The 11,976-nt window shown below is 75.1% G+C and carries 9 protein-coding genes and 1 pseudogene; 7 read left to right on the forward strand and 3 right to left on the reverse strand.

Features of this window, described 5'->3' with window-relative positions:
• The first annotated feature begins 297 nt into the window (after nt 1-297).
• From ABZ885_RS26785 to ABZ885_RS26795, 3 genes are all read left to right on the forward strand, one after another.
• Nucleotides 298-1,104, forward strand: coding sequence for a hypothetical protein (locus ABZ885_RS26785; RefSeq protein WP_360193651.1), 807 nt, complete (start codon nt 298-300; stop codon nt 1,102-1,104).
• Between the two features lie 179 nt (nt 1,105-1,283).
• On the forward strand, nt 1,284-2,219 hold the full coding sequence (locus ABZ885_RS26790; RefSeq protein WP_360193632.1) for a (2Fe-2S)-binding protein: 936 nt from the start codon (nt 1,284-1,286) through the stop codon (nt 2,217-2,219).
• 201 nt (nt 2,220-2,420) lie between these two features.
• Nucleotides 2,421-3,458: a DUF2637 domain-containing protein gene (locus ABZ885_RS26795; RefSeq protein WP_360193635.1), complete on the forward strand. Its 1,038-nt coding sequence runs from the start codon at nt 2,421-2,423 to the stop codon at nt 3,456-3,458.
• A 92-nt stretch (nt 3,459-3,550) separates the two neighbouring features.
• Here the strand turns inward: ABZ885_RS26795 and ABZ885_RS26800 are convergent, their stop codons facing one another.
• Both ABZ885_RS26800 and ABZ885_RS26805 read right to left on the reverse strand, forming a co-directional pair.
• On the reverse strand, nt 3,551-5,800 hold the full coding sequence (locus tag ABZ885_RS26800) for a SpoIIE family protein phosphatase (protein WP_360193638.1): 2,250 nt from the start codon (nt 5,798-5,800) through the stop codon (nt 3,551-3,553).
• A 392-nt stretch (nt 5,801-6,192) separates the two neighbouring features.
• Nucleotides 6,193-6,663, reverse strand: a complete 471-nt coding sequence (locus tag ABZ885_RS26805; RefSeq protein WP_360193641.1) for an ATP-binding protein — start codon at nt 6,661-6,663, stop codon at nt 6,193-6,195.
• 578 nt (nt 6,664-7,241) lie between these two features.
• Here ABZ885_RS26805 and ABZ885_RS26810 point away from each other — a divergent pair.
• The 4 genes from ABZ885_RS26810 (at nt 7,242) to ABZ885_RS26825 (ending at nt 11,480) form a co-directional block, all read left to right on the forward strand.
• Nucleotides 7,242-7,952 (forward strand): urease subunit gamma, encoded by a 711-nt coding sequence (locus ABZ885_RS26810; RefSeq protein ID WP_360193643.1) that lies wholly within the window; start codon nt 7,242-7,244, stop codon nt 7,950-7,952.
• Between the two features lie 5 nt (nt 7,953-7,957).
• Nucleotides 7,958-9,670 carry an urease subunit alpha gene (locus tag ABZ885_RS26815; protein WP_360193654.1) on the forward strand — a complete coding sequence of 571 codons (1,713 nt, stop codon included), beginning with the start codon at nt 7,958-7,960 and terminating at the stop codon, nt 9,668-9,670.
• A gap of 32 nt (nt 9,671-9,702) precedes the next feature.
• Nucleotides 9,703-10,746 carry an agmatine deiminase family protein gene (locus ABZ885_RS26820; protein ID WP_360193646.1) on the forward strand — a complete coding sequence of 348 codons (1,044 nt, stop codon included), beginning with the start codon at nt 9,703-9,705 and terminating at the stop codon, nt 10,744-10,746.
• 131 nt (nt 10,747-10,877) lie between these two features.
• Complete coding sequence (locus ABZ885_RS26825) at nt 10,878-11,480, forward strand: TetR/AcrR family transcriptional regulator (protein WP_360193649.1); 603 nt, start codon at nt 10,878-10,880, stop codon at nt 11,478-11,480.
• A gap of 35 nt (nt 11,481-11,515) precedes the next feature.
• Here ABZ885_RS26825 and ABZ885_RS26830 read toward each other — a convergent pair.
• Nucleotides 11,516-11,976: pseudogene (locus ABZ885_RS26830) on the reverse strand (cell division protein); the annotation flags it as partial.

Consider the following 11,976-nt stretch of genomic DNA (forward strand, 5'->3'; position numbering starts at 1 on the left):
TTCAACTTGTCTCCAGCAGTTCGTTTGGTAGGGCGAATCGCCGTGAACAAAAGATCCCGGTGCGGCCACGCCGGCCCGCGGCGCCCCGGCCCGGTGCGGCCGGGGCACGCTCTAGATCATTCCGCCGCCGGACGCAACAACCTGCGCTCGTGATCTGGTGCACAAGCTCACCCCCGTGTTGAATTGCCGCCACAACGCAGGCCTCTGGGGAAGGCCTGCGCCCTGCTGGATGGCGCACACAAGGAGGTGGCGTTGTCGGAGCACGGATGGGACCCGAGCAGCCGGGACGGGCGGGAGGTGCGCGGCCGGGCGGCCCCCCGGGAGCCGGGGGACACCGTATGGCGGCTGCGGTCCCGCGCGTGCTGGCAGGAGGCCGCGGAGCTGTTACGGCCGGCTGCCGAGCGCGACCCGGCGGCCGCCCTCGGCCGGGCCGAACTCCTGATCGAACAGTGCCTGTTCACCGCCGCCCACTGGACCCCGGCCGAACAGGCGCTGCGCCTGGCCGAGGCCGTGGTCGGCACCACCGAGCAGCGCGCGGCCGCCGCGTGCGCCCGCGGCTTCCTGGCGTACGTCGCCAGCGTGCTCGGCGCGCGCGACCGGCTGGACGAGGCCCAGGCGGCACTCGGCCGGACCTCCGCGCTGCTGCCGCCGGACGCCCCCGGGCGCCCGCTGCTGGACTTCCGCCGCGGCCTGGTCGCGGAGAACCTGCTGCGCGACCGGACGGCGGCCTGGATCGCCTACCGCCGGGCGCACGACGGAGCGGGCGAGCGCGGCGACGAACTGCTGCGGTCCTACACCTGGCGGCACCTGGCCGCGCTGGCCCAGGCAGCCGGGGACCGCGAGCGGGCCCGGGAGGGCTTCGACGCCTCGCTGCGGCTGCGCGAACAGCTCGGCTTCACGGTCGGGGTGGCACCCGCCCTGGCGGCCCTGGCCGAGGTCTCCGAACCCGCCGAGGCGACCCGGCTGCGGGCCGAGGCCGCCCGGCTGGTGCAGGCGCTCGGAGGCGTTCCGGTCTGGCTCGCGCGCCAGCTGGGCGCGGCGCGCACGCCGGGCGCTCCCCCGGACGGACGCATCGGAAGGCAACCCCGGGGAAGCATCAGCTAAGGTGAGCCTAACCTGGCCGGGGAGAGCAGCACCCCGGCCGGGTTCGCCTTGCCGTTCCCCGGGCTCCGCCACGCCCCGGCCGGCCGGGCCCGGCCCCGGCGCGCCCGTGCGCAGCCCGGCGGCCGGGACGGACCGGGCGGTCCGGTACGGGCTCCGGTCGACCCGATGGGGCCCGCACCATGACCGTGAGCAGCAGCGCCCACAGCGGCACCGCCCACTGCAGCACCCCCGTGCCGGCCGCCCCGGACACCGCCGACCCAGTCACCGCCGGCCCGGACACCGCCGCCGGCCCGCCCCGTACGGCCGACGGCCCGCAGCCGTGCGCCGCGAGCTACCGGCGGCTCGGCGAGCTCTTCCCGGCCCTGCGGGTGCACTGCGCCCCGCCGCGCCGCGGTGACGGCTGGCTCACCGGCGCCGACCTGGCCGCCCGCCCGGAGGCGCTGCGCGAGCTGATCGCCCACGACGCCCGGGACGGTCTGGCCCGGTACGGGCGGCCGCTGCGCCCCGACGTGGCGGCCGGCTTCGGACTGCACCGCTTCACCTGGCCGGCCGGGCTGCTGTTCACCCTGCCCTGGTTCCTGGAGCGCCGGGTGCCACTGCTCGCCCCTGCGGACGTCTCGGTCCGCCGCCGCACCGGTGAGCTGACCGCCCGGCCGGGCGCCTTCGCCTGCCTGCCCGACGACCCGGCGGCCGGCCTGCCCGACGCCCGCCCGGTGGCGGGCGAACCGGAGCTGGCCGCCGTGCTGCGGTCCGCGCTGGCCGGGTTCCTGACGCCGCTGCTGGAGGCCTTCCGCCCAGAGGTGCGGCGCGGACCGCGGATGCTCTGGGCGATGGCGACGGACGCGGTGGTGGAGGGCCTCTGGTACGTCGGCGGGCTGCTCGGCGAGGAGGAACGGGCCCGCACCGAGCTGTCCGGGCTGCTCGCGCCCGAGCCGACGGCGTGCGCACCCGGCGCATCCGTCGCGTCCGTCGCACCGTTCACGCCCGGCGCGGGCTTCGCCCCCGTGCAACCGGATGCTTCGACCACCGACCGAGGCCGGGCCAGCTGCTGCCTCGTCTACACCGTCCAGCCCGGGGGAATGTGCCGCGGCTGCCCCCGCGTCACACGGGGTTGACCGAATTCCCCCCGGGCCGGCGCATATCGGGCCCGGAATTCCGGGAAATATCCCCCCTTAGCTAATACGACAATGCGACTTCTCCCACGTCAGAAATCCCTCTCCTCAGCGCATTGACGTCGAATCACCCATTCCCCGGCCGGGCATCCGTCATGATGGTCCCCGCCATCACGACGCAGGAAAGCGAGGCTGGTCCAGGCGATGAAACTGTCCGATATACCGCTCGGTTGGGCCGTCACCGGCGTTGCGGTGCTGCTGGTCACCGCCCTTCTGGTGGCCCTGGTCCGGAACCGGGGATCCGCCACCGGACCGGGCGGCGCGGATTCCTGGGAGCGTTCCGAGGAACGCCGCCGCCGCAAGGAGTCCCTGTACGGCGCGGCCTCGTACACGCTGCTGTTCTGCTGCGCCGCCGTCGCGGCCGCGCTCTCCTTCCACGGCCTGGTCGGATTCGGGGTGCAGAACCTCAACCTCTCCGGGGGCTGGGAGTACCTCGTCCCGTTCGGCCTGGACGGCGCGGCGATGTTCTGCTCGGTGCTCGCCGTGCGCGAGGCCAGCCACGGTGACGCCGCGCTCGGCTCGCGCCTGCTGGTCTGGCTGTTCGCCGGCGCCTCGGCCTGGTTCAACTGGGTGCACGCCCCGCGCGGTTTCGGCCACGCCGGCGCGCCGCAGTTCTTCGCGGGGATGTCGCTCTCGGCCGCCGTGCTGTTCGACCGGGCGCTCAAGCAGACCCGCCGGGCCGCCCTGCGCGAGCAGGGGCTCGTCCCCCGCCCGCTGCCGCAGATCCGGATCGTCCGCTGGCTGCGCGCCCCGCGCGAGACCTACGCGGCCTGGTCGCTGATGCTGCTGGAGGGCGTCCGCAGCCTGGACGAGGCGGTCGACGAGGTGCGCGAGGACAAGCGGGAGAAGGTCGCGGAGAAGGAACGCCGCCGGCTGGCCGGCCGCCGCGAACGGGCCGAGATCCGGGCCATCAACCGCACCAACAGCGTCTGGCGCCAGCGCGGCACGGCCGCCCGGCAGCTGGAGTCCGGCCAGGAGCCCGCCATAGCCGGCGGGCCGGCGACGGAACGGCCCGCCGTCGAGCCGCCGGCGCCGGCCGGGGGCGCGGTGGTGCAGCCGGGGCTCCCGGCCCGTCCGGAGCGGCGGACCATCGACCTCACGACGGAGGAGGACACCGCCGAGCTGCCTCGGCTGGACTCGCTGGAGCGCAAGCTGAAGGACCTGGAGCAGCAGTTCGGCTGAGGCCGGGCCTGCGCCCACCCAGGGCCGGCGCCCGGGCCATGTCCGCAGACCCCCGCCGCCCGTCCTTCGGGCGGACGGCGGGGTGACGGGTGCTACGCGGCCGGCGCGGCGGTGAGCTCGAACCACATCCGCTTGCCCGAGCCCCGCGGCTCCACGCCCCAGCCGTCCGCCAGTGCCTCGACCAGCATCAGCCCGCGTCCGGAGGAGGCCTGCTCCCCCGGCGTCCGGCGGGTCGGCCAGAGGTCGGACTCGTCCTCCACCTCGACCCGGAGCCGGGCCCGGCCGCCGTCGGCCGCCGGTTCCCGGTAGAGCCGGGCGGTGAACATGGCGTCCCGGTCGGTGTGCCGGATCGCGTTGGTGACCAGCTCGGAGGCCAGCAGCTCGGCGGTGTCCACCAGGTCGGCGACGCCCCAGCGGCGCAGCGCGTCGCGCAGCTCGGCCCGCACCTCGGCGATCCGGGCGAGGTCGGCCTGCCCGATCCGGCGGCGCAGCTGCTGGGCGGCCAGGCCGCCCTCCGGGCCGTCCCAGCGCAGCAGCAGCAGCGCTATGTCGTCCTCGCGTTCGCTGTCGTCGGCCGCCTGGGCGGCGATCCGGTCGGCCAGGCCCTCCAGCGGGTCGCGCCCCGAGCCGTCCCGGTCGGCGAGCGGTCCGGAGAGCACCGCGGTGAGCCGGGCGACGCCGTCGTCGAGGTCCGTGCCGCGCGCCTCGACCAGGCCGTCGGTGCAGAGCAGCACCGTCTCGCCCGGGTCCAGGCTGAACCGGGTCACCCGGTACTCCTCGTCGGGGGCGATGCCCAGCGGCAGCCCGCCCGCGACCGGGACCACGGCGGCGGTGCCGTCGCCCCGGCGGACCACCGGATCCAGGTGGCCGGCCCGGACCGCGTACACCACGCCGTAGTCGACGTTCACCTCGGCGTAGGTGCAGGTGGCGAAGTGCTCGGTGTCCAGGTCGGCGAGGAAGCGCGAGGCGCGGGCCATCACGGCGGCCGGCGGGTGTCCCTCGGCGGCGTACGCGCGCAGCGCGATCCGCAGCTGGCCCATGATCCCGGCGGCGTGCACGTCGTGCCCCTGGACGTCGCCGATCACCAGCCCGACGTGCCCGCCGGGCAGCGGGACGACGTCGTACCAGTCGCCGCCGATCTGCAGGCCGGAGCCGGCCGCCAGGTAGCGGACCGCGGTGGTGACCCCGGGCACCGAGGGGACGGTGCGCGGCAGCATCACCCGTTGGAGGCCCGCCGCCAGCTCGTGCTCGGCGTCGTGCAGCCGGGCCCGGGCCAGCGACTGGGCGACCAGGCCGCCGAGGGTCGAGAGCAGGGTGCGCTCGTCGGCGTCCAGCTCGCGGTCGTCGTCGAAGCTGACCACGCAGACGCCGATCGCCCGGCCGCTGGCCACCAGCGGCAGGAACGCCCACGAGCTGCGGCCGGTCCGGCTGGTCGGCTCCCACACCTCCGCGTAGCGCTCGCGGTACTCGTCGCGGCTGGCGACGAAGACGGGCACGCGGTTGCGCAGCGCCTCGGCCGCTGGGTGGGCGGCGGGCAGCACCGAGCGGTCCCAGACGGCGAGCTCGTCGGCCCGGTAGCCGGAGGCGCCGAGGATCTGCACCCGGCCGGCCTCGAAGGAGGCCAGGACCAGGCCGTCCGGCGGCAGGCCGGGGAGCGGCAGCTCGGTGAAGACCCGGGCGACGTCACGGACGGTGACGGCCTCGGAGAGGGCGCGGGCGGCCTCCTTGATGAACCGGGAGCGCTCCTCGCGCAGCAGGGCCATCCGGTCGGCGCGGTCGCGCTTGTGCAGTTCGACGGTGGCGTCCCAGACGAAGCCGACCATCCGGGAGGCGCGGCCGAAGGCGTCCGCGAGGACCCGCCCGCGGAACCGGACCGCCCGCATGGCGCCGTTCGGCCCGACCGTGCGGTAGTAGGCGCCGCACTGGCCCAGCTCGGCCACCGCGCGCTCCACCCGGCGGCGCACCACGGGCGAGTCCTCGGGGTGCAGCAGGGCCAGGAAGGAGGCGGAGGTGCGGTCGAAGCGGCTGCGGTCGGCCGCCTCCAGTCCCATGATCGTGCAGGCCCGCTGGTCGCCCTCCAGGACGTCGCGGCGGATGTCCCAGTCGAAGGAGCCGATGCCGTTGGCGGCCATCGCCGGTTCCAGCCAGTCCGGCGTGGAGTCGGCCGCGGCGATCGGCAGGCCGCCGGAGAGCATCGGCGCCAGCCGCCCGGCCGCCAGGCCCTGTGCGGTCCGCAGCGCGTGCCGACGCACCGCCTGGGCGGGTGGCCTCGCCCGCTCCGTCCCGGTCGTGGACTGACCGGGAGGAAGCGCCGGCCCCGGGGACTCGGGCTCTGTGGGCATGCTGCTCCTGCCGCTGCCGTGGCGGACCGCGCCGACCGTTTCGGCGGTTCGGACGGGCCGTGTGGCGGTGTGATGGGTGGTGCTGGATCGGACCGTGCCGACGGGCGGTGGTCAGTCGAGGTGAGGTCTCCCCGCTGCTTCCCGCACGTGGACACACATTCCCACCATCCTGGCCAATGTTCGGCCGAGCGGCAATGGCAACGGGCCGGAAATCTTCCGACGGGCCTTCACCGCCGCGTTCCGTTCGATGGCGAACGAGACGATTTCGCCAACCTCGCACAGTTCTTCCACGGAACGGATCTCCGGGCGGACCCGGGACCGGCGCAGGCAGGACCGGCGGACGCGGGACCGGCGCGGGCGTGACCGGCGCGAACCCGGGCCCGCGGACGCGGTCAGGGCGAGGCCAGCTCGAACCAGGTGACCTTGCCGTCCCCACGCAGCTGCACGCCCCAGCAGTCCGCCAGCGCCTCGACCAGCACCAGCCCGCGCCCCGAGGTGGCGTACTCGGCGTCCGGGTCGCGACGGCGGCCGGGCAGCCGGGCGGCGGCGTCCTGGACCTCGATCCGCAGCCGCAGGTCGGCGGTGAGCACCGCGTCGAAGACCGCGCCCTGGCCGGTGTGCAGCAGCGCGTTGGTGACCAGCTCGGAGGAGAGCAGCTCGGCCGTGTCGGCCAGCTCGGGCACGCCCCAGTGGCTGAGCGCGGAGCGCAGCCGGCGCCGGACCGCACCGACCGCCACCAGGTCGGCCGCCTCGACCGCCAGGTGGAGCCGGCGGTGCAGTGCACAGCCGGGCGTCGGCGCGGCGGGCAGGGCGGCCGCCTCCGCTCCGGCGACGCCCCCCGTGGCGCCGGGCGTGCCCGGCACGTCCCCCTGGGGCCTGGACCGGAAGGCATCCCCCGAATTCGTCCGCTGCCGCGGGAATCGCGACTGACCGTCCATCAACACATGCCCCCGCCCTCGATCCGGGCACCCGGGACCGGATCCCCCGCCGGCCGGGTGGCCCCCTCGTTCTGACCACCATCCTCATGCCCAGCTTTCGGCATTTGCAACAGTGTGCGTGCGATCACCCGGGGTGAAAGGGGCACGGGACGGCCCGCGTGATCCAACTGCCCGCGCCGGACAGGTTTGCGAAGCGTACGGGCGGTTTTCGACGCCTTCCGGCCATCGCCGGACGGGGTGTGCGCCCGGCACGCCCCGGCCTGCACCCCGGCCCACTCCGCGCCCCGTGCCCCGGCCCGCCCCGCTCCCGGAGCCACGCCCCGGGCCGCGCCGGACCGCGCCCCGCGACACGCCCGCGGACCCGATGGCGGCTCCCGGCGAGCCGAACACCCGGGGACGGGCAACGCTGGACAGGGCGGCCGGGGCCGGGTTCAATGGCCCGAGAAGTTTGAACGCCGTTCTAACTCCATTCCGTCCACCCCGGCGACCGCGAGCGAGGAACCGTGCGACTGACCCCCACCGAGCGGGACCGGCTGCTGATCTTCACAGCAGCCGAGCTGGCCCGCGCCCGCCGCGCCCGGGGCGTCCGCCTCAACGTTCCCGAGGCGCACGCCCTGATCGCGGACACCGTCTGCGAGGCCGCCCGCGACGGCAGGCGCCTCGCCGAGGCCATCGAGGCCGGCCGCTCCGTGCTCACCGCCGACGACGTGCTGCCCGGCGTCCCGGACGTGGTCACCGTGATCCAGGTCGAGGCCGTCTTCGAGGACGGCACCCGCCTCGCCGTGGTCAACGACCCGTTCAAGGGCGCCGGCTCCCTCGGCGACGAGGCCCCCGGCGCGGCGCTGGCCGGCGACGGCGCCGGCTACGACCCGGTGGAGGAGACCGTCGTGCTCCTCGTCCACAACACCTCCGGGGTGCCGATCTCGGTCACCTCGCACTTCCACTTCTTCGAGGCCAACCCGCGCCTCGCCTTCGACCGCGCCGCCGCCTACGGCACCCACCTGGCCGTGCCGGCCGGCTCCTCGGTGCGCTTCGACCCGGGTGCCACCGTCGAGGTCGGCCTCGTCCCGATCGGCGGCGAGCGGGTCGCGATCGGCTTCGCCGGCCTGGTGGACGGCCCGCTGGACGCGCCCGGCGCCAAGGAGGCGGCGCTGGCCAAGGCCCGCGCGACCGGCTACCTGACCGGCTTCGACGACACGGAGGTCCCGTCGTGACCGCGATCACCCCCCACGACTACATCTCCGTGCACGGCCCCCGGGCCGGGGACCGGATCCGGCTCGGCGACTCCGGGCTGATCGTCCGGGTCGAGTCCGACGCGCAGGCGCCCGGCGACGAGTTCCTGGCCGGTTTCGGCAAGACCGCCCGCGACGGCCTGCACCTCAAGCCCGCGGCCGTCCGCGACACCTGCGACGTGGTGATCAGCAACGTGCTGGTGATCGACGCGGTGCAGGGCGTCCGGAAGACCTCGATCGGCCTGATCGGCGGCCGGATCGCCGCCATCGGCCGGGCCGGCAACCCGGACACCCTCGACGGTGTGGACGTCGTCGTCGGCACCGGCACCACGATCGTCTCCGGCGAAGGCCTGATCGCCACCGCCGGCGCGATCGACACCCACGTCCACCTGCTCTCGCCGCGGATCATGGAGGCCTCGCTCGCCTCCGGCGTCACCACGATCATCGGCCAGGAGTTCGGCCCGGTCTGGGGCGTCGGCGTCAACTCGCCCTGGGCCCTGCGCCACGCCTTCAACGCCTTCGACGCCTGGCCGGTCAACATCGGCTTCCTCGGCCGCGGCTCCTCCTCCGACCCGGCCCCGCTGGTCGAGGCCCTCGCCGAGGGCGGCGCCTCCGGCTTCAAGGTCCACGAGGACATGGGCGCCCACACCCGCGCCCTGGACACCGCCCTGCGCGTCGCCGAGGAGTACGACGTCCAGGTCGCCCTGCACACCGACGGCCTCAACGAGTGCCTCTCCGTCGAGGACACCCTGAAGGTGCTGGAAGGCCGCACCATCCACGCCTTCCACATCGAGGGCTGCGGCGGCGGACACGTCCCCAACGTCCTGAAGATGGCCGGCGTCCCCAACGTCATCGGGTCCTCCACCAACCCGACCCTGCCGTTCGGCCGCGACGCCCTCGGCGAGCACTTCGGCATGATCGTCTCCGCGCACGACCTCAAGGTCGACCTGCCCGGCGACGCCGCCATGGCCCGCGACCGGATCCGCGCCGGCACCATGGGCGCCGAGGACGTCCTGCACGACCTCGGCGTCATCGGCATCACCTCCTCCGACGCCCAGGGCATGGGCCGCGCCGGCGAGACCGTGCGCCGCACCTTCGCCATGGCCGGCAAGATGAAGGCCGAACTCGGCCCCCTCGACGGCACCGGCTCCTACGGCACCACCGAGGGCGGCGACGACAACGAGCGCGTCCTGCGCTACATCGCCAAGCTCACCATCAACCCCGCCATCGCCCACGGCCTCGCCCACGAGGTCGGCTCGATCGAGACCGGCAAGCTCGCCGACATCGTCCTGTGGCGCCCCGACCACTTCGGCGCCAAGCCCCAGCTCGTCCTCAAGGCCGGCTTCCCCGCCTACGGCGTCGTCGGCGACCCCAACGCCTCCACCGACCGCTGCGAACCCCTCGTCCTCGGGCCGCAGTTCGGCGCCCACGGCGCCACCGCCGCCGACATCTCGGTCGCCTTCGTGGCCCGGGCCGCGGCCGACGGCGCCTACCTGGACCGGGCCGCCGACGGCCTGCCGACCCGCCGCCGCCGCGTCGGCGTCCGCAACACCCGCGGCATCGGCCCGCGCGACATGGTCCGCAACGCCCGCCTCGGCGACGTCCAGGTCACCGAGACCGGCCTGGTCTCGCTGGACGGCGCCCCGCTGCGCTCCGAGCCGGCCGACAGCGTCTCGCTCAACCGCCTGTACTTCCTCTGACCCACCCTCACCCCCACTCCTAGGAAACGAAGATGACCACCCCCACCCCTGCCTCGCTCGGCTACCGGATGCCCGCCGAATGGCACCCGCACGACCGCACCTGGATGGCCTTCCCGACCGCCAACCCGACCTTCGACAGCCCGGAGAACCTGCACGCCGGCCGCGAGGCCTGGGCCGCGGTGGCCAACACGATCGTCCGGTACGAGCCGGTCACCCTGGTGGTCAACACCGGCGAGACCGCGGACGCGCGCAAGTACGTCTCCGAGCAGGTCGAGATCGTCGAGCGCCCGCTGGACGACGCCTGGATGCGCGACATCGGCCCGTCCTTCCTGATCGACGGCAAGGGCTCGCTCGCCGCCGCCGACTGGATCTTCAACGGCTGGGGCGCGCAGTCCTGGGCCCGCTGGGACGACGACCAGCACATCGCCGAGCACATCAGCGAGCTGACGGAGGTGCAGCGCTTCGCCTCCCGCCTGATCAACGAGGGCGGCGGCATCCACGTCGACGGCGAGGGCACGGTGCTGGTCACCGACACCGTCCAGCTCGGCGAGGGCCGGAACTCCGACTGGACCAAGGAGGAGGTCGAGGCCGAGCTGCACGCCTTCCTCGGCACCACCAAGGCCATCTGGCTGCCGCGCGGACTCACCCGTGACTACGACGAGTTCGGCACCCGCGGCCACATCGACATCGTCGCCTCCTTCGTCCGCCCCGGCGTCGTGGTCGCCCACGTCCAGCCGGACCCGGCGCACCCGGACCACACGGTCTGCCAGGAGCTCGTCGCCATCCTGCGCGCCTCCACCGACGCGCAGGGCCGCGCCCTGGAGGTGATCGAACTGCCCGCTCCCACCGTCCTGCTGGACGAGGAGGGCGAGCCGGTCGACTACTCGTACATCAACCACTACGTGGCCAACGGCGCCGTGATCCTCTGCGCCTTCGACGACCCGCGCGACGAGGAGGCCAAGGCCGTCCTGGAGCGGGCCTACCCGGGCCGGACCGTCGAACTGGTCGACGCCCGCGAGATCTTCGCCAACGGCGGCGGCATCCACTGCATCACCCAGCAGCAGCCGAAGGCCTGACCCCGCGCGGCCCCGGCACTGCGCCCCGGAGCGGGAAGCCGGACCGGCCGGCTTCCCGCTCCGGGGCCCTCCGGGCACGCCCAGTATCGTGAGGCCCGCCGGACAGCCCCGAACCGAGGAGAGCACAGCAGATGGCGGACGCCCGTCCGCGCCGCCCGGCGCGCCCCCGCGAGGAGGTCTTCGCCACCGCGCGGACCGCGATCGCCGAGCACGGGCTCGCCAAACTCACCATGGCCGGGCTCGGCAAGCAGCTCCAGATGAGCGCCGGGCACCTGCTCTACTACTTCGGCAGCAAGGACCAGCTGCTGCTGGAGACCCTGCGCTGGAGCGAGGACCAGCTCGGCGCCCGCCGGCACACCGCCCTCACCGACGGCGGCCGGGACGTCTGGGACCGGCTCGGCGAGTACACCCGGCTCTACCTTCCCGAGGGCCCCGGCGACCCGCGGTGGATCCTCTGGGTGGAGGTGTGGGGCCGCTCCCCCGCCAGCGAGGAACTCCGGCAGGGCCAGCTGGAGATCGAGGCGCCGTGGGACGCCGACCTCGTCGCCCTCCTCGACGAGGGCACCGCCACCGGCCACTTCTCCGCCGGGACCGCCGCCGAACGCGCCGCCCAGATCCGCGCCCTGCTCGACGGCCTCGCCGTCCCGGTCGCCCTCGGCCTGCCCGGCGCCCACCGGCCCCGGGCGTTGCAGCTGGCCGGATCGGCCTTCCGCAGCCTGCTCGCCACCGTCTGACGGCCTCCCCGTCACCCGCCCGCTCGGCCGGCCCCTCACTCCGTCCAGACCGCGGCGGCCGTGCGGTCGTCGGCGTAGCCCTTGGCGCGGACCTGGACCTGGCGGAGGAAGTCGACGGTGCCCGGCGGGTGGGGGTGGGCCCAGTGGGTGGAGAGGAAGTGGGCGACGGCCGGCTCGTCCGCGATCGGCCGGGCCAGGCCCGGGGTGCAGAGCAGCAGGATGTCGCCCGGCGTCGCCGGGACCATCCGGAACCGGAACGAGCGCGGGTCCGGCACCGGGGCCTCCGGAACGGGCGGCTGGCCGTCCGGGTGGTGCAGCAGCCGGGCGGCGTACGCGTCGATCCAGTGGCCGGAGCGCAGCAGGTAGAGACCGCCGGGGCCGACCCCGAAGGCCGCCCGGTAGGTGGCCGCCGGGTCGAGCGAGAGCAGCAGGCAGTGCAGCGCGGCGGGGGACGGCGCGCCGGGGGACGGCGCGCCGTCCGCGTCCGCGCCCTCCG

It is taken from the genome of Kitasatospora sp. NPDC047058 (assembly GCF_040643935.1).
GTDB lineage: Bacteria > Actinomycetota > Actinomycetes > Streptomycetales > Streptomycetaceae > Kitasatospora.

Excerpts from the sequence above, each read along its gene's own strand:
- ABZ885_RS26820 (WP_360193646.1), top strand. The coding sequence starts at position 9,703 with ATGACCACCCCCACCCCTGCCTCGCTCGGCTACCGGATGCCCGCCGAA.
- ABZ885_RS26790 (WP_360193632.1), top strand. The coding sequence starts at position 1,284 with ATGACCGTGAGCAGCAGCGCCCACAGCGGCACCGCCCACTGCAGCACC.
- ABZ885_RS26825 (WP_360193649.1), top strand. The coding sequence starts at position 10,878 with ATGGCGGACGCCCGTCCGCGCCGCCCGGCGCGCCCCCGCGAGGAGGTC.
- ABZ885_RS26800 (WP_360193638.1), bottom strand. The coding sequence starts at position 5,800 with ATGCCCACAGAGCCCGAGTCCCCGGGGCCGGCGCTTCCTCCCGGTCAG.
- ABZ885_RS26795 (WP_360193635.1), top strand. The coding sequence starts at position 2,421 with ATGAAACTGTCCGATATACCGCTCGGTTGGGCCGTCACCGGCGTTGCG.